The following is a 17,805-nucleotide window of genomic DNA, read 5'->3' as shown; positions in this document are numbered from 1 at the left end:
GGCTCATACCGCGTCGCTTCTAATCGCGGGTCTTGCGACGGGGCGGGCGCACTCGCTCTTGAAGTGGCCCACCAGCGAACCTGTTCGGCCGTCGTGCGGAGAAAGTCCTTCCACGCGCTCGTGACGGTACTCCGAAAGTCGGGCGTTCGTGTGGGGGAGAAGTGGTGCCGTGTCGCCGGTCCTGGCGTGGGATCGGTAAGCTTGGTCGCCCACTAACACCTGCACTATAACCGCGGGCCGGAAAGAACTCTAGTGAAAACACGTTCACAGCCGCCCGGAAAGCCGGTTCAGTTCCCGCGGCCGTGTTTGTAGACTACTCTGCGACAGCCCTCTTCCGCACCGGAGACTCCGTCGTGTCGCGATTCCTGTCGCTTGCCTTCGTCGCGGTCGTGGCCTCGACCACGGTTGCTCAGACGCCGCAAATCCCCCCAGACCTGGAGAACTACGTCAAGAAGTCCGAACCCGATTTCGCCTGGAAGCTGGTGGACAAGTCGGAGTCCGAGGGCAACGCGATCCTGCTCTACCACCTCGTGTCGCAGAAGTGGCACGACGAACTCTGGGAGCACGATCTGCAAATTTTCGTGCCGAAGGAGGTGAACAACAAGTCGGCGATGGTGCTGCTGAACACCGGCGGCAAGGCGAACAAGGAGAGCGTCACCGGCCTCATCGGCCTGGAACTCGCCCGCCGCGTGAAGGCTCCCGTCGCCGTCCTCTGGGGCATCCCGAAGCAACCGCTCTACGACGGCAAGAAGGAAGACGCCCTCATCGCCGAGACGTTCGTCCGCTACCTAGAAACGAAAGACAGTTCGTGGCCCCTGCTCTTCCCGATGGCTAAGAGCGTGGTCAAGGCGATGGACGCCCTGCAAGAGATCGGCCGCAAGGAATGGAACACCGAGGTCAAGGACTTCATCATCACCGGTGCGTCGAAGCGCGGCTGGACGAGTTGGCTGACGGCTGCGACCGGCGACCCGCGGGTGAAAGCGATCGCACCGATGGTGATCGACACGCTGAACTTCCAAAAGCAGATGCCGAACCAACTAAAGTCGTTCGGCCGGTACAGCGAGATGATCCACGACTACGAAGAGCGCAAACTCCTGCCGATGCCGGATACCGACGCGGCCCGCAAGCTCTGGGCGATGGTGGACCCCTGGGTCTACCGCGACAAACTGACGCTGCCGAAGCTCCTCGTCAACGGCACGAACGACCCGTACTGGGCACAGGACGCGCTCAACCAGTATTGGGACGACCTGAAGGGGGACAAGTGGGTGGTGTACGTGCCGAACGCCGGGCACGACCTGCGGCCGCAGGACAAGCCGAACCAACCGGGGGCAAAGAAGGACACCTTTCCGATGAAGGCGGTGGACACCATCAGCGTGTTCTGCCGCTGCGTGCTGACGGACAAGCCGCTGCCGAAGATGACGTGGAAGCAGGACATCAAGAACGGTGACGGGGTGTTCTCTCTTCGCCCCGACCGCGAGACGAAGATCGTGCGGCTCTGGACCACGGAGTCGGACACGCGAGACTTCCGCAAGTCGGCGTGGAAGAAGAAAGACATCTTCGGGGGCACGGCCAAGGTTTCCGTTGGGCCGGCCATCGGGGGTACCGTCACCGCCCCCGAAGCCGGATTCCGCGCCTACTTCCTGGAAGCCGAGTCGAAGATTGACGGGACGGTCGCGTGCTTCAGCACGACCATCCAAATTCTGGAAGCGAAGAAGTAGTGGGCTGGAACTTCGCCGACGAGTTGCAGAGGTGGGGGCCGCAAAGCCCAGGGTTGGCCAACCCTGGGCTATCGCACGCGCGTTCCTACTGTGCCTCCGTCACGCACCGGCACTACGAGAACTTCACCGTCGCCTCGGTGCTGCTGCCGCGGAAGTTGCTGCCGCACTTCCACGCGGTGTACGCCTACTGCCGGTGGGCCGACGACCTCGCCGACGAGACGGCGGGGGGCGATTCGACTCTCGCACTCCTCGACTGGTGGCGGCACGAGTTGCTCGCCGTGTACAACGGCCAACCGCGGCATCCGGTGATGATCGCCCTCCGCGAGACGGTGCAAAAGTTCGCGATCCCGCCCGCCCCGTTCCTGAATTTGCTGACTGCCTTCGAACAAGATCAGCGGAAGAAGACCTACGCGACCTTCGACGAACTCCTCGGCTACTGCCGCAACTCGGCGAACCCAGTCGGCGAACTCGTGCTGTACCAGTTCGAGTGCCATGACGCCGAGCGCGCGGCCCTCTCCGATGAAGTCTGCACCGGGCTGCAACTCGCGAACTTCTGGCAGGATGTCGGCCGCGACCTGGACATCGGTCGGGTGTACCTTCCCGAAGAAGACCGCCGCCGCTTCGGCTACGCCGACGAAGACTTGCACGCCCGTCGGTTCACGCCCGCGTTCGCCGAGTTGATGCGGTTCGAAGTGGATCGCACGCGGGACTACTTCGAGCGCGGGAAGCGATTGCTACCGCTGATCCCGCGACAGGTGCGAATCGACGTGGACCTGTTCATCCGCGGCGGCGAAGCAACGCTCGCCGCCGTCGAACGGCAGGGGTACGACGTGTGGAAACAACGGCCGAAGGTTTCCAAATGGCAGAAGGTGAAGCTCCTCGGCCGGGCGCTCACTTCTTCAGTTTCGGCCGCGTGGCAATCGCCTGGCGGATGACGCTCAAGATGCGCTCGCGTTCCTCGCCGACCAGCGGCAACCGTGGGGCACGGCAGCGCTCGGTGCCGTAGCCGCACTCCGCCGACGCCAGCTTGATGTACTGCACGAGTTTCATGTGCGTGTCGAGGTGCAAGAGCGGCGTGTACCAGCGGTACGCCTCGCGGGCTTCCTTCCACATCTCCGCTTGTACCAAGTCCCAGATCAGCCGATTCTCGGCCGGGAAAGCGTTCACCAGGCCACTCACCCAGCCTACGGCCCCGAGCATGACGCATTCGAGGAACAGGTCGTCCACCCCGGCGAATATGACGTAGCGGTCTTTCGTGAGGTTGATGATGTCCGTGATCCGCCGCGGGTTGTCGCTGCTCTCCTTGATGCACGCGAACTTCGGCTCGTCGGCCATCTCGACGAACATCTCCGGCGTGATGTCCACCTTGTACGCCGGCGGGTTGTTGTAGACCATGATCGGCAGGTCGGTCGCCTTCGCCACGGTGCGGAAGTGCGCGATCGTTTCGCGGTCGTCGCTCTTGTACACCATCGGCGGCAGCACCATAAGGCCGTCGGCCCCGAGCTTCGCCGCGTCCGCCGCCCACCGGCACGCCTGGGTCGTGGTGTACTCGGCCACGCCGGTCAGCACCGGCACCCGCTTGCCGACGTGATCGACCGCGGCCTTGAACAACTCGCGCTTCTCGGCCGGTTCGAGGGTGGTGTTCTCGCCGACGCTACCGAGCATGACGAAGCCGTGGACGCCGGCTTCGAGCATCGCGTCGATGTGCTTCAGGGTGGCCGGAACGTCGAGCGATTCGTCGGCCTTGAACTGGGTGCAGACGGCCGGGAAAACACCGCGCCAGGATACGGTCATCGGGAAGTCTCCTCAAAAGAGATGAGGAGCGTTCTATGACCCCGGCCGCGGTGAACCTATCACGACCCACACCAAATCTGGTCGAAATCCGCAGCCGTGAAGTCTTGAATCACGTCTTTCACCTTCGTCTTGCTGACCACGAAGACGTCGGCCCCGGCCCCGCCGATGAGGATATCGCTCTTGCCGTCGGCCTTGCTGCTGATCAAGCGGTCGTTGCCGGCCCCGCCGTCGAGCGTGTCCTTGCCCGCCCCACCGGTGAGTGTGTCGTTGCCGTCGTTACCGAGCAGCGTGACCTTTACACTCGCGCTCATCTGGAGCGAGGCGTCGAGTACGTCGTCGCCCGCTCCGCCGTCCACGATGACGTTCCGCACGGCCGTACCGGACAGGTCGTTGATGGTGACGCGGTCGTTCCCGCCCTGCGGCCGCAGTGAAATCGTCTCGACGCCGGTCATGGTGACGGTGAACGGGATGAGGTTTGTCCGCTGGAAGAGAACGTCGCCGGGGTTGGCGGAGTCCTTGCCCAAGACGAACGTGTCGTCGTTCGAACCGTTAATCGGCGTGTCGTTGCCGATGATGACCCCGGTGTCGCTTCCGGCCCCGCCGTCGAAGTGATCGACGAGCGTACCCGGGTTCCAGATCAGCGTGTCATTGCCCCCTTCGCCGAGCATGGTGTCGTTACCGAAGCCGCTGACAAGCGTGTCGTCACCGGCCCCGCCGTACTGCGTGACGTTGCCGACGATCGCGTTGCCGGGCACGCCGCCAACGAACCCGCCGATGAGCGGCACGATGCTGTCGTTCCCCGCCCCGCCGATGAGCACGGCGTCCGGCGCGAAGGCGAGTTTCCCGTTCGCGTCGAGCGTGTTCAGCGACTTGGCGAGCGAGATCGAATCGTCGCCGCCCTTCGCGTTCACCGAGATTTGCGTGAGCGCGGCCCGTGTCGGCGATCCGAAGACCGCCCGGATCGGCACGGCGGCGTTGTTGTTCGTCACCTGCAAGTTACCACCGGCATCGGCCGAGACGACGATGGCGTTCGCATCGGCGTCGCCAGTGACAGTCAGCGTGTTCGTGTTGAACACCGCCGTCACGCTCGGCGTCGTCCGGTCTTCCAACGGGAGCAAGCCGCGGATGGCGTGCTTCGGGGCGTGAGGCTTCGGCGCTTTGAACCACAGCATGATGAAACTCCTGGAAGATGACGTGCCGGAGCCGGGACGAGTCGGAACGTCCGAACCGTCGAACAGGGCAACTCCGAGAATCAACGACTCAAACGGGGCGAAACACCATCGGACTTGACGGACCAATCACCAACACGACGGGCGCGACTCGGGTGAGCGAATCGTGAGAATCTCTATGTCACGCTTTTCGGCATGTCGAGCAAGCGCGGGGGAAATCACGCAGGCCGGCCTCGATTTCTCCGACAGTGGGGGTTAGTTCGCTGAGTCCCGGCGACAGGATTTCGCCGCCACAAAGGGCGTGTCGGAGAACCCGCCAGAAGTGTCACCCGTACTTCAGCGCCTCGATCGGCTCGACGCGGCTCGCCCGGCGGGCGGGGTAGATAGCCGCAAGGGTTGTGATGATCGCCGCCGAGCCAAACGTGGCGAGCGACAGCCAGAGGGGGAATTCGAAGACGTTGCTCGACAGCATCGTTTCGCCGCGCATCTGCCGTTGAATCTCGGACTTCACCAACCCGTCGGCCGGTCCCGCCCCGAGGCGGGCGAGGGCAAGGCCGAGCGCCCCGCCGATCGTGCCGATGACGGTGCCTTCCAGTAGGAACAGCACGAGGATTTGTCGCCGACTCGCGCCGATGGCCTTCAAGATGCCGATCTCCCGCGTCCGCTCGACGACGTTGGTGACGAGCGTGTTCGTGATGCCGATGGCCGCGATGATGAGTGAGATCCACGAGAACACGTTCAGCCCAACGGCGATGGCCGTCACCTCGCGGCGAGCGTTGTTGTACCATCGCAAGGACGACTGCGTGCCGAAGCCTTCCTTCTCGATGCCCTCCACCACGCCCGGCAGGTCACCGCCCGCACGCACGCGCACCTCGGCGTGGTCGAACCGGCCGTCCTTCAGACTGTGCAGTCGCCGAAAAATTCCTTCGCCGCCGCTGGCGCTCGCGAACACGCTCTCTTGATTGAGGTGCCACGTCCCCCGCTTCTCTTCGTCGGCGGTCGCGGCACGGTAGACGCCGACGATCGTGAACGTGTCGACGGCCGGGTAACGGCCCGGCTTGTCGGTCGGCGTGTCCGCCGGGAACAAGAGTTTCCGAAGGTCGGCCTTCTCGACTTCGCTAAGACTCGAATGGTCGATCAACTTCGGGAGTTCGTTCAACAACTTCAGGAGCAACAGCCCTTGCGAGGTGGTCAACGACCCCGCCAGGGTTCGCCCCAGACTGGCCAAAAGCGATTGCTGTCGCGCGTCGGACGTGCCGCCGAGTTCCACCGTCAGGGTCCGGCCGAGGACGGCCGCTTGCTCGGCGTCGGTTCGCACGTTGAGGTCGTAGAGCAGCCACTCCGGAACGAGAACTTCGCGGGCTTCCCCCTCTTGCGGCACGCGCCCCGCGACAAGCAGGTTTACAATCTCCGGCCGGTCGCACCGGGTGGCCACGAATGTCGCCTGACGGCTCTTGTCCCCTAGCCGCATGAGGCCGTAATAGTGGCGGAAAGTCCGCACTTCTTCCACGTCCGGCAGGGCGGTCAATTCCTCCAACTTCTGCGGCGTCAAAGGGACCGCCGTGTCTACCGCCAACTTCGCCCGCTCGCGGGCCTCAAGCATTTCTCGCAACCGCCCGGCCCGCGTGCCGGTCACGCCCTCGGGCAACTTCACCGCGTCCGCGAGCAGTTCCGCCGCAACTCGGCCATGCCCGGCGTTCACCTGCACCTGCCAGAAGCCGGGCCGCGAGTGGAACTCGTTGGTGATGACCCGCCGCAGGCCGACGCCGAGCGACAGGCTGAAGGCGAGCGAGCACGCCCCGACCGCGACGCCGAGGACGGTCAAGGTGGTGCGAATTTTCTGCCGCCACAGGCCGCCAATCGCGAACCGGATCAGGTCGAGGAACCGCATGGCGCCCGCCGGGGGAATGAAACCGTGATTCTACTCGACTCGTCTTATGAACTAGAATAGGGTGTCCCGCGATCTCGACGGGCCTTCTTCCTGACGAGCGGGAATTCTCAATGTCCGAGCGCAGTAACCAATCAGACAGGTGGGCGGTCGTCGAACTCGAAGACCGCACCACGCCGAGCATCACGCTCCGCGTCGATTACACTTACGACACGAACAACTTCTTCACGCCGGACCGGCGGGTGGCCATCGAGCGGGTCGCCGCGGAGGTCGGCAGCCATTTGCAGGACACCCTTGCCGCGATCGTGCCGTCCGGCGGCAACACCTGGCAGGCGTCGTTCTTCAACACGATCACGAACCGGACGGTGACGCTGAACAACCCGACTGTTGCCGCCAACGAGATCATCGTTTACGTCGCCGGCGGCCCCATCGGCAGCTCCGAACTCGGCGTGGCGTCCGGCGGGTCGTACCAGGCGGAAGGGGGGCGGACGTGGCTGAACAACGTGAAAGCCCGCGGGCAGGCCGGGGCGCTCGGGAACACGCCGACGGACATCTCCCCGTGGGGCGGGTTCATCGCGTTCGACTCGGGGACGCCGTGGGACTTCACCACCGACGCCCCCGGCTTTAACGTCTTCGACTTCGACAGCGTCGCCCGGCACGAAATGCTCCACGTCATCGGGTTCGGCCTCGGCGATTACGCCTTCGACCGGTACATCGTGAACGGGGCGTTCACCGGGCCGAACGCGGTCGCCGCCTACGGGCAGGCCGTGCCGATGGCCGCCGGCGACGACGGCCACTGGGCGTCGGGCGTGACCGTCGGCGATCAAGTCGCCATCATGGTCCCGTCCATCCCCGCCGGCGTCATCCGCCAAATCACCCCACTCGACTACGCCGCTCTGGCCGACATCGGCTGGCAAGTCTCCGAGCCTGTCAGTCCGCCGCCCGTTGTGGTTGTTCCCCCGCCGCCGCCTCCACCTCCCCCACCGCCCGCGCCGCCGGTGGTCCCGCCACCGCCCGCGACGGTCAACGCCGTCGTCCGATTTGCCGTCGGGTCGGGGGAAGGGGTCGCTTCGACCGTCTCCGCGGTCAACTCGAACGGCGAGCCGGTCTGGACGCTCACGCCGTTCGGCGACTCCACCGGCGGCGTACGGACGGCGTCGGGCGACTTCGACAAGGACGGCGTGAAGGATGTCGTCGTCGGCACGGGGCCGGGCGTGCCCACACAGGTCCGTATCTTCAGCGGCGAGACGCAGAAAGAACTGTTCTCGATCAGCCCGTTCGAGGCGGCCTTCACCGGAGGCGTGTACGTCACGGTCGGCGACATCAACGGCGACGGCGTGCCGGAGTTGGTCATCACGCCGGACGAGGGGGGCGGCCCCCGTGCTCGCGTCTTCGACGGGGCGACCTTCAACCTGATCGACGACTTCTTCGGCATCGACGACCCGAACTTCCGCGGCGGTGCCCGGGCGGCCGTCGGCGACCTGAACGGCGACGGCCACGGCGACCTTCTCGTCGCGGCCGGCTTCGGCGGCGGCCCCCGCGTCGCGGGCTACGACGGCACGACCCTCGGCACGACCCAACGGCAGAAACTCTTCGGCGACTTCTTCGCGTTCGAGCAAACCCTCCGCAACGGCGTCTTCCTCGCGGCCGGCGACTTCAACAACGACGGCCAAGCCGACCTCGTGGCCGGCGGCGGGCCGGGCGGCGGGCCGCGGGTGCTGATCCTCAACGGGAGTTCGCTACTGCGGAACTCCATCCGCACGCTCAGTAACTTCTTCGCCGGCGACACGAGCGGCCGCGGCGGCGTGCGGGTGACGACCGACGACGTGAACGGTGACGGCCGGCCGGACCTCATCACCGGGTCCGGGTCGGGCGACGGGTCGCGCGTGACGGTCTACAACGGCACGGCGGTCGGCCTCCCCTTCCCCTCCACTTTGTTTGACGGCGACTTCTACCCCGGCTTCAGCGGCGGCGTCTTCGTCGGGTGACGGGCGGGCTTCCTCAATACAACAGAGCGGAGTTCCCTCGTTCACCGGACCCCGCCATGCACGCGCTGCACCCCGCGTACCCGCTCGTCAACGTCGCGGAAGCCTTCTCCCCGGCCCTCGTCTTCTACCCAGAGTTGATCGCCCACAACATCCGCGCGACCCTCGCCGCCGCGGGCGGTCCCGAGCGGTTGCGGCCGCACGTCAAGACACACAAGACGGCCGAGATCGTGCAGATGCAGTTGCTCGCCGGGGTGACGAAGCACAAGTGCGCGACCATTGCAGAAGCCGAGATGCTAGCGACGGCCGGCGCACCAGACGTGATGATTTCCTACCCGCTGATCGGCCCGAACGTGCCGCGGCTGATGAAACTGATCGCGAAGTTCCCGAAGACAGCTTTCTCGTCGCTCGTTGATCACCCGAACCACCTCGCGCAACTGGCCGAGGCGTTGACGGCAACGGACCAAACGCACGACGTGCTGATCGACCTGAACGTCGGCATGAACCGCACCGGCATCCCGCTCGGGCCGGACGCCGACGAGCTGTACGCCCGCATCGCGCACACGCGGGTCACACGGCCGGGCGGCTTCCATGTTTACGACGGCCACAATACGTCCGAATCACTGGCCGAACGGCAAGCCTCGGCGCGGGCGACACTGGCGAAGGTGCTGGCGATGCGAGAGCACCACGAGCGTTTGGGGCACGCCGTTCCGCGAATTGTCTGCGGCGGCACGCCCGCCTTCCCCGCATACGCCGCGATTCGCGACATCCCTGGCCTGGAATGTTCGCCCGGCACCTACGTGCTGCACGACCTCGGCTACGGCTCGAAGTTCCCGGACCTCGGTGTGACGCCGGCGGCCGTGTTCGTCACCCGCGTCGTTAGCCGCCCGACGCCGACCCGCGTGACGTTCGATCTCGGCAACAAGTCGATCGCCGCCGACCCGCCACTGGCGAAGCGCGTGTACCTGCTCGACTTCCCCGAGTACACGATCGTCACGCACAGCGAGGAACACCTAGTTGTGGAAACGAGCGAGGCCGACGCGACGAGGTACCAACCGGGCGACGTCGTGTACGCGATCCCGTCGCACGTCTGCCCGTCGGTGGCCCTGCACCGCGAGGCGTTAGTCGCCGAGAACAACCGCATCGTCGGGAAGTGGACCGTCACCGCGCGCGACCGCTTTCTGACCGTTTAAAAATTCACGCCTTCGAGCTTCAGGAGCCATTCCTTCCGCCACAATTCGCCACCGTAGCCACCGAGCGTTCCGTCGGCCGCGATGACGCGATGGCACGGCACGACGATCGAAATGTTGTTCCGCCCGTTCGCCGATCCGACCGCCCGCGATGCCGTCGGCTGCCCAATCCGCCGGGCGAGTTCGGCGTAGGAAATCGTCTCGCCGTAGGGGATGGCTTGCAACTCGGTCCACACCCGTTCCTGAAACGGGGTGCCGCTTTGCCGCATCGGCAGGTCGAACGCCCGGAGTTCCCCCGCGAGGTAAGCCCGCAACTGCGAGGCGTAACTCTTGAAGGTGGCTCGCTCCCGAACCGCATCCGCCGGGGGTTCCGCGGCGAACCACAGGCCGGTCAAGTGCTCTCCGTCAGAGGTGAGGAGAACATCACCCAACGGCCCGGACAGGGTGTCGTAGTAGGTCTTGGTGAGTGTCAGCACGGTCGGCCCTCCAGCAGTGTTCAAATTATCATATCGCACGGCCCGATTCGGGTGGAGTGTGCCGGGCCGACCGGGTAAACTATCGGCCGAAGGAAGGACTTACGATGAGCACAACCATGCCCGCCCCACCCCGGATGGCCGCGGTGGAATTCTTGCGTCTATACGGGGACGAATCGGGATACGAACTTGTGAACGGGATTGTCGTGAAACTTCCCATGACCGGCGGCGTCCGCGGCGAGGTTTGCGGGAACGTCGCCAGCCTTATTGGCGACCACATCAAGGAGAAGAAGCTCGGCCGTGTGATGAGCAACGACACGTACATCCGCACGCGAACCAACCCGGATGGCGTCCGCACTGCGGACGTCTGTTTCATCAGTTACGCGATACTTCCCGCGGACCAGCCAACGCCAGCGGGACCACTGACGCCACCACTCGAACTAGTTGTCGAAGTGAAGTCATCGACTGATTGCTGGAACGCCATCACGCTGAAGTCGGCCGAGTACATCGCGGCTGGCGTAGTACGGGTCCTCGTGCTGGACCCCGAAACGGCGTCGGCCACAATCTACCACCCTGACGAACTTCCGCAACGCTTCCACAACGGCGACGAACTCACGCTCCCCGAAGTGCTGCCGGGCTTCGCCGTGCCGGTGGCGCGATTCTTCGAGTAGTCTCGTCACTTCTGTGCCACCCGTTGCCCCTTCGCCGACTTCGTCGGCACCGGGATCGCGTCCGGTGGAGCCTTTAGCGATTCCAGGAACTTTACTAGCGCCGTCTGATCGGCGGCCGACAACTTCTGGTACGCCGCGGTGACGCTCTTCGCTTCGCCCTGGTGGTGACGGATTGCATCGGCAAGGGTGGCGGCGGAACCGTCGTGCAGGTACGGGGCAGAATCGGCAACGCCCCAGAGCGGCGGCGTCTTCCACTGTTGCGGATCGGGGACGTGCTTCGGCCGGGCCGATTCCGGCGGCGGTTCAGGGCCGTACTGAGAGAACCCGCCAGTCCCACTGGGCTCTTCGAGCGTGTAGAGCAGGAAGTCGGTGTAGACGCCCTTCACGCCGCCCATGTTCGGCACGTGGCACTGGACACAGCCAATGTTGTGGAACACCTCTTTGCCGTGAGACGCGGTCGCGTCCGACATTTCAATCGGCCGGGGCAGTGTGTCGACGAAAGCCAGGAGCGACCGGAACTGCTTACGGTCCAAGTCCGGCTTGACCTCGGCCGCGTCGGCCTTGTGGAGCGGCTTCGCCTGGGAGCAAGACGGCGTGCCGAGGCCGAGTTCGTTCGCACAGGCCCCGGCCACGAATTCTTCGAGCGTGGCGTGGCTGCCCTTCCAGCCGAACTTCCCGATTCGACCGTCGGCCAGCAGTGGCAGCCGACCAACCGGCACGCGGTTGAAGTCCAGCTTCAGTTCCGCGATGGCATTGCTGGCACTGCGGTCACGATAGTTCGCGGTGATGGCCTTCGATGAAATTCGGTCGATCCAGCCGGCCCCGAACAGGGCCGTCGATTGCACGGTGTGCGTGCGTACCGGGTCGAACGGCGGCCGCTGCTGCGGGGTGTACCCGTTCGGCGGCGGGACGTAGTCGCAATGTTGCCCCGGTGGCGGGGGTGGGGGCGGAGGCGGCGGGGGTGGGGGAGGCGGGAATGTTGTGATCGGATACGTCTGCCGTAGCTTCTTCATCGACTCACGGTCTTCGGACGTCACACCCTGATCGTGCAGCACGCCGACGAGGTACTCGTTCTTGCCCGGTTGCGGCAGGATTTCGAAGTGCGTCGCGTTGTGGGCGATCTCACCGCCACCACCGACGCCGCCCTGGAAGTGGCAGAAGAGGCACGACTTCGCGTTGAACACTGGTCCCAACCCGTCGCCGTGGGCGAGCGGGTCGTTGGCGGCCCACTCGTGTTCGAACAGTTCGCGGCCTGCCTGTTTCTCGGCGGCCGATGCGGACGGCCCCCACCACACGGGCAGGCCGTTCGAAAAGAGCTGCCAGTACACCACCGCGGCAACGATCACCAGAAGTGAGATGCCGAAGTAGCGCCGCTGGTCTTTGAGCGACGTGCGCGGTTTATCTGTCTTGCGGGCCATGCGAAGCTCCGGGCCAAACCATCGAGAGAAATGTTGCAACATCGTACCGCCGGCTTTCGGCCATTGCAAGCAGGAGATCGCTTGCACGATTCCGCCCCGCGACGATAATGGCTCTATTCCCGCCGGACCGCTTCTGGGGTCGCCTCATGCGCTGGTTGAGTTGCCTTGCGATTCTCGTTCTAGCCAATGCCGGGCGTGCCGCCGATCCGAAGATCGACACCGAGCATTTCGAAAAGACGGTGCGGCCCCTGCTGGTCGCGCGCTGCCAGAAGTGTCACAACGGCGAGAAAACGAAAGGCGGCCTCGACCTTTCCACGAAGACCGGGTTCCTGACCGGCGGGGACACGGGGCCGAGCTTCGACAAACAGCACCCCGAGAAGAGCAAACTACTCGACGTGGTCCGGTACGACGGCGAGATGAAGATGCCCCCGAGTGGAAAGTTACCCGAGGCCGAGATCGCAATTCTGACGGCGTGGGTGAAGGCCGACGCGCCGTGGCCGGACGACAAGGGCACGGTCGCGGTCGGGCCGAAGGGGTTCGATGTGCAAGCCCTGGCGGCGAAGCACTGGTCCTTCCAGCCGATCAAGCTGGGCGATGGCCGCTCGATCGACGACTACATCCGGGCGAAGTTGAGCGAGGCGAAACTCCCGCCCGCGAAGCCGGCCGAACCGGGCAAACTCCTGCGTCGCGTGACGTTTGACCTGATCGGCCTGCCACCGTCGCCGGAGGAGATTGAGGCATTCCAGAAGGCATACTCGCGCGACCCGAAGGCCGCCTTCGCCGAAGTCGTGGACCGCCTGCTCGCCAGCCCGCGATACGGCGAGCGGTGGGGCCGGCACTGGCTCGACCTGGCCCGCTACGCCGAGACGCGCGGCCACGAGTTCGACTTCGAAATCCCCGACGCCTGGCGCTACCGCGATTACGTCATCCGCGCGTTCAACGACAACCTGCCCTACGACAGATTCGTCCAAGAGCAAATGGCCGGCGATCTGCTGCCGCCCCGGTGGAACGCGAAGGAGCGGTGGAACGAGGCGCTGATTGCCACCGGATTCTGGCACCTCGGCGAGGGCGTCCACTCGCCGGTGGACGTGCGGCTCGACGAGGCCAACCGCGTCGACAACCAGATCGACGTGTTCGGCAAAACCTTCCTCGGCCTGACGGTCAGTTGTTCGCGGTGCCACGACCACAAGTTCGACCCGATTCCGACGGCCGACTACTACTCGCTCTACGGCATCCTCGGCAGTTCCCGCTATTCGCACTGCAGCATCGACGACCCGGCCGAGAAAGAGGCGGTCTTGAAAGAACTGACCGCCCTTCGCCCGCAACCGCCGGCCGAGCCGTTCCCGAAGGGCGAGCCGACCGCGTGGGAGAAACAGTCGCGGCTCTTCGAAGACTTCCACGCCGGCTGGCAGGACCGTTGGTTCGCCACCGGCCCGGCGTTCCGCACCGGGGAGGCTTACCCGCACAGCGGTCGCGAGTCGGCGAACCTGACCGGCGCACTGCGGTCGCCGACGTTCAAGATCGACTCGAAGTACCTGTCCGTGCGGGTCGCCGGGAAGAAGGCCCAACTGCGGTTGATCCTGAATAACCTCCAACTGATTCAAGACCCGATCTACGGTGGCCTGAAGCGGACCATCGACCACGGCGACCGCTTTTTGTGGGCGACGTTCGACCTGTCGATGTGGCCGGGACAGGCGGCGTATCTCGAACTCCTCGACGATGGCCCCGGCTATGCCGCGATCAAAGAAGTCCGCTTCGCCGACTCGCACCCGCCGACGAACGAGCCGAACGAGTCGTGTTCGCTGCCGCCGACGGTGCCGCAGGACAATTCCCGCATCGCCCAACTGGAAGCGAAGCTCGCGGCCCCGCCGCGGCGTGCCCCGGTGATGTTCGACGGCAACGGGCTGAACGAAAACATCTTCATCCGAGGCGGCCACAAGACGCCGGGGCCGGCTGTCGAACGGCGGTTCCTCGAAGTCTTCGCGGGCAAGGATGCGAAGTCCCCCTCTACTGGCAGCGGACGGCTGCAACTCGCGGAATCGCTCACGGACATGAAGAACCCGCTCGTCGCCCGCGTGTTCGTCAATCGCGTCTGGCAGCACCACTTCGGTGTCGGCCTCGTCGCGTCGCCGGACGACTTCGGCAAGCAGGGCCAACCGCCCACGCACCCGGAACTGCTCGACGCCCTCGCCGCCGAGTTCATCCGCGATGGGTGGAACGTCAAGAACCTTCACCGGCGAGTGTTACTCACCGCGACCTACCAGCAGTCGGCGACGCCAGACCCGACAACGGCGGCATTGGCTGCGACGGTCGATCCGCTGAACAAGCTCCTCCATCGGGCGAACGTGCAACGGCTCGAAGCCGAGGCGATCCGCGACGCGATGCTGTCGGTGTCCGGCCGACTCGACCCGACGATGGGCGGACCCGGCGTGCTGCCGCACTTGACCGAGTTCGAGGTCGGCCGTGGCAAGCCCGGCGGTCACGGCCCCGTCGACGGCAACGGCCGCCGCAGTGTGTACCTGCAAGTGCGGCGGAACTTCATCAACCCGTTCTTCAGTGCCTTCGACTACCCGACGCCGTTCACCGCCATCGGCCGCCGTAGCGTGTCGAACGTGCCGGCTCAGGCGCTTTCGATGCTGAACAACCCGTTCGTCGTGGCCGAGGCCGAGCGATGGGCGAAGACAACCTTGAAGCAACCGAATCAAACTCCGGCCGAGCGCGTCGATCGCATGTACCGCGAAGCCTTTGGCCGGGCCGTGACCGCCGACGAGCGGGCCGCCGCCGTCGCGTTCGTCGGCGAGCAATCGACATCGCTCGGCGAGCCGCGGGCGTGGGCCGAGTTGGCCCACGCCCTGTTCAACGCGAAGGAATTCCTCTTCATCGAGTGACTGCCAACCATGCCGCCGAAGCCGAAGAAATCGCTCGTCGTCCTCGACTCGTCCCCGCCGCAACGGGCGGAGTACGCGGTCAAACTGTTCGCACCCATCGTCGCCAAAATGGGTCTACCGTGGACGGCTACCGCCCGCGCGATGGACGATGCGACGCCGGCTGAGATGGAGGCGGCCACGCGCATCGTTTGCGTCTGTCCGTCGGAGTTTCGGCCGCTCGTGGAATCGCAGTTCCCGACCGTGACCGAGCGGATCGAGTACTGGCCCGCAACAATGGAAATCGACGACCGCGTGAACATCCTCGCCGCCGAGTTGATGGGCGGCGGTTTCCGCGAAATCTCACCGCCCCCGCCCCCACCGCCGGCGGCCGCCAAGAAACTCGGCACCGCGAAAGTCGGCCGCGAAACAGCGGGGCGGAAAGGCAAGGGCGTAACCGTGGTCTGGGAACTCGGCCTGACGGCCGCAGCGATGCAGGAGTTGGCGACGAGTTTGAAGCAAAAGTGCGGTACCGGCGGCACGGTGAAGGACGACCGCATCGAGATTCAGGGCGACCACCGTGACCGCATTGTCGCGGAGTTGGAGAAGATGGGGTACAAGGTCAAGCGGGCCGGAGGCTGAACGAAAACGGGGCGGCCGATTGGCCGCCCCGCTCCGAGTTACACCCGTCGAGTTACTTCTTCGCGGTCGGGCAGCAGTCCCCGCCGTCGCAGCACGGCGAGCCGGGGAAGCAGCAGTCGGCCGCCTTGACCTTCGCCGTGGCCTTCACGCCTTCGGCACAGCAGTCGGCCTTCACGTCGCAGCACGCCAACCCGGCGGCGCAGCAATCGGTGGTCGTCTTCACGGCCACCTTGTCCTTCAGGCAGCACGACGAGCCTGTATCACAGCATTCGTCGTTGGTCGCACAACAATCGGCGTCGGCCGAGGCGGCCTTCTTCGAGCAGCATCCGCCACCTTCCGACGAGCCGACGGCCCCGGCGTAGAACGTGTAGCCTCCGACGCCCAGAGCCACCACCGCCACCAGAGAGGCCAGAATTTTCGTAATCATTGCTTGAGTTCCTTGTGAGATTGATGAATGAAGTTCTCGAACTCGCACGGGAACACCCCGCACGATGAAACACGAACGACCGGCAATCACACGAAGGTTAACAGCGCAAGACGTGGTGAACGTGGAGCCGAGTTTCCGTCGTCATAAACGGCCACCCCAAGACCTGCGACGGCGCGGGTTCGGGGTTGAGAACGATTTCCACCGGCCCAACAACGAGGTTGAAGTCGTGGGAAATCACGTCGGCCGTTGTGGCCGTTTCGGTAACGGGTTGAACCGTGGTCGGGTTCGAGACTTGCCGTTCCTTGCACGGGCACGGCTTGGCCGGAGCGGGCTTCGCCGGCTGCGATTTCAACTCGCCACCCGGGACCGGGGTCTCCTCACAGTGCGAGCACTTCGGGGCCGACTTCTTCACCGGGGCGATCGTCCCGGCTTTCGCGGGGAGTGGTGTGCCCACCATGACGGACATCGCGCAACAGCACAACCACGGGCCGGCCGCGTTTGCGAGTGCTGCAATGATCGCCAGGGCAAATCGCACCAGAGTCTCTCCGAACCGTTCCCCGTCTCTATATCGACACTCTACCGCCGTTCTTACAAAAATTCCAGGCGAAGCCATGACGATTGACCCTCTCCAACTCGTGCGGCCCCGCCGGGCGATCACCGGCATCTCGGCCATTTTGCTGCCTTTCCAGGCCGACGGCGCGATTGATTGGCCCGCCTTCACGGCCCACGTTCAGCGCACGGCCGCGGCGGGCTTGGCCCCCGCCGTCAACATGGACACCGGCTTCGGCAACCTCCTCGACGACGCGACGAAACGGGAAGTGCTGGAGCGCACGCGGGCGGAACTCGGCGGCAAGATGTTCGTGGCCGGGGCGTTTGTGAAAGACCAACCGGGGGCGGCGTTCGATCGTGACGCCTACGCCCGCGCGATGGAGCCGATCGTGGCGACCGGCGGCACGCCGGTCATCTTCCAGAGTTACGGACTCACCGGGCAGTCGGACGACGGTATCATCGCCAACTACGCCGCCCTCGGGCGGGTCAGCCCGTTCATCGGCTTCGAACTCGGCACGATGTTCGCGCCGTTCGGGAAGATTTATTCGCTCGAAGTCTATCGCGGCCTGCTCGGGGTGAACGCCTGTCTGGGGGCGAAGCATTCCTCGCTCAACCGCGAACTCGAATGGCAACGGATCGTCCTCCGCGATCAGGTGCGGCCAGACTTCAAGGTCTTCACGGGCAACGACTTGGCCGTGGACATGGTGATGTACGGCAGCGACTACCTCCTCGGCCTCAGCACCTTCGCCCCCGACCTGTTCGCGAAGCGAGACGCCTACTGGCTGGCCGGCGACCCGCGGTTTTACGAACTGAACGACGTGCTGCAGTACCTCGGCTTCTTCGCGTTCCGCAACCCGGTGCCGGCGTACAAGCACTCGGCGGCGATGTTCTTGAAGCTTCGCGGCTGGCTGAGTTGCGACGACACGCACCCGCAGTCGCCGACGCGACCGGACAGCGATCGAGCCGTGCTGGCGGGAATTGGGGATATGCTGGGGGTTTAGGCGAGAGCACTTCTCC

Annotated in this window: 15 protein-coding genes; 8 read left to right on the top strand and 7 right to left on the bottom strand. The window is 65.1% G+C overall.

Features of this window, described 5'->3' with window-relative positions; all coding sequences use genetic code 11:
- Positions 1-353 precede the first annotated feature (353 nt).
- A complete protein-coding gene (locus PX52LOC_RS20835; protein WP_168219116.1) occupies positions 354-1,718 on the top strand; it encodes a PhoPQ-activated pathogenicity-related family protein in 1,365 nt (454 codons plus the stop codon).
- Positions 1,718-2,653 (top strand): squalene synthase HpnC, encoded by a 936-nt coding sequence (gene hpnC, locus PX52LOC_RS20830; RefSeq protein ID WP_149111903.1) that lies wholly within the window; start codon positions 1,718-1,720, stop codon positions 2,651-2,653. The genes PX52LOC_RS20835 and hpnC overlap by 1 nt, the downstream gene beginning before the upstream one ends.
- Here the strand turns inward: hpnC and PX52LOC_RS20825 are convergent.
- The 3 genes from PX52LOC_RS20825 to PX52LOC_RS20815 form a co-directional block, all read right to left on the bottom strand.
- Positions 2,610-3,512 (bottom strand): dihydrodipicolinate synthase family protein, encoded by a 903-nt coding sequence (locus PX52LOC_RS20825; RefSeq protein WP_149111902.1) that lies wholly within the window; start codon positions 3,510-3,512, stop codon positions 2,610-2,612. The genes hpnC and PX52LOC_RS20825 overlap by 44 nt on opposite strands.
- 59 nt (positions 3,513-3,571) lie before the next feature.
- Entirely contained in the window at positions 3,572-4,684 is a 1,113-nt protein-coding gene (locus tag PX52LOC_RS20820) for a calcium-binding protein (RefSeq protein ID WP_149111901.1), read from the bottom strand.
- 322 nt (positions 4,685-5,006) lie between these two features.
- Positions 5,007-6,572 carry an ABC transporter permease gene (locus PX52LOC_RS20815; RefSeq protein WP_149111900.1) on the bottom strand — a complete coding sequence of 522 codons (1,566 nt, stop codon included), beginning with the start codon at positions 6,570-6,572 and terminating at the stop codon, positions 5,007-5,009.
- A gap of 110 nt (positions 6,573-6,682) precedes the next feature.
- Between PX52LOC_RS20815 and PX52LOC_RS20810 the strand changes: the two genes are divergently transcribed.
- Positions 6,683-8,557, top strand: a complete 1,875-nt coding sequence (locus tag PX52LOC_RS20810) for an FG-GAP-like repeat-containing protein (RefSeq protein ID WP_149111899.1) — start codon at positions 6,683-6,685, stop codon at positions 8,555-8,557.
- 56 nt (positions 8,558-8,613) lie between these two features.
- Positions 8,614-9,747 carry a D-TA family PLP-dependent enzyme gene (locus tag PX52LOC_RS20805; RefSeq protein ID WP_246173426.1) on the top strand — a complete coding sequence of 378 codons (1,134 nt, stop codon included), beginning with the start codon at positions 8,614-8,616 and terminating at the stop codon, positions 9,745-9,747.
- Here the strand turns inward: PX52LOC_RS20805 and PX52LOC_RS20800 are convergent.
- Positions 9,744-10,220: a methylated-DNA--[protein]-cysteine S-methyltransferase gene (locus tag PX52LOC_RS20800; protein ID WP_149111898.1), complete on the bottom strand. Its 477-nt coding sequence runs from the start codon at positions 10,218-10,220 to the stop codon at positions 9,744-9,746. The two genes, PX52LOC_RS20805 and PX52LOC_RS20800, sit on opposite strands and share 4 nt — an antisense overlap.
- A gap of 104 nt (positions 10,221-10,324) precedes the next feature.
- Between PX52LOC_RS20800 and PX52LOC_RS20795 the strand changes: the two genes are divergently transcribed.
- Complete coding sequence (locus PX52LOC_RS20795) at positions 10,325-10,888, top strand: Uma2 family endonuclease (RefSeq protein WP_149111897.1); 564 nt, start codon at positions 10,325-10,327, stop codon at positions 10,886-10,888.
- 5 nt (positions 10,889-10,893) lie between these two features.
- On the opposite strand, the gene PX52LOC_RS20790 is transcribed toward PX52LOC_RS20795, so the two are convergent.
- The gene (locus PX52LOC_RS20790) at positions 10,894-12,306 is read right to left on the bottom strand and encodes a di-heme oxidoredictase family protein (RefSeq protein WP_149111896.1); all 1,413 of its coding nucleotides are present in this window, start codon (positions 12,304-12,306) and stop codon (positions 10,894-10,896) included.
- A 146-nt stretch (positions 12,307-12,452) separates the two neighbouring features.
- Here PX52LOC_RS20790 and PX52LOC_RS20785 point away from each other — a divergent pair, with 146 nt between their 5' ends.
- Complete coding sequence (locus tag PX52LOC_RS20785; RefSeq protein ID WP_168219115.1) at positions 12,453-15,194, top strand: PSD1 and planctomycete cytochrome C domain-containing protein; 2,742 nt, start codon at positions 12,453-12,455, stop codon at positions 15,192-15,194.
- 9 nt (positions 15,195-15,203) lie between these two features.
- The gene (locus tag PX52LOC_RS41990; RefSeq protein WP_218575123.1) at positions 15,204-15,812 is read left to right on the top strand and encodes a translation initiation factor; all 609 of its coding nucleotides are present in this window, start codon (positions 15,204-15,206) and stop codon (positions 15,810-15,812) included.
- 52 nt (positions 15,813-15,864) lie between these two features.
- On the opposite strand, the gene PX52LOC_RS20775 is transcribed toward PX52LOC_RS41990, so the two are convergent.
- The gene (locus PX52LOC_RS20775; RefSeq protein WP_149111894.1) at positions 15,865-16,239 is read right to left on the bottom strand and encodes a hypothetical protein; all 375 of its coding nucleotides are present in this window, start codon (positions 16,237-16,239) and stop codon (positions 15,865-15,867) included.
- Between the two features lie 97 nt (positions 16,240-16,336).
- Entirely contained in the window at positions 16,337-16,774 is a 438-nt protein-coding gene (locus PX52LOC_RS20770; protein ID WP_149111893.1) for a hypothetical protein, read from the bottom strand.
- A gap of 76 nt (positions 16,775-16,850) precedes the next feature.
- Between PX52LOC_RS20770 and PX52LOC_RS20765 the strand changes: the two genes are divergently transcribed.
- Positions 16,851-17,789: a dihydrodipicolinate synthase family protein gene (locus tag PX52LOC_RS20765; RefSeq protein ID WP_149111892.1), complete on the top strand. Its 939-nt coding sequence runs from the start codon at positions 16,851-16,853 to the stop codon at positions 17,787-17,789.
- Positions 17,790-17,805: the final 16 nt, after the last annotated feature.

It is taken from the genome of Limnoglobus roseus (assembly GCF_008254045.1).
Taxonomy (GTDB): Bacteria; Planctomycetota; Planctomycetia; order Gemmatales; family Gemmataceae; genus Limnoglobus; species Limnoglobus roseus.
The sequence above is the reverse complement of the archived record's forward strand: the minus strand, read 5'-3'. Positions and strand labels throughout refer to the sequence as shown.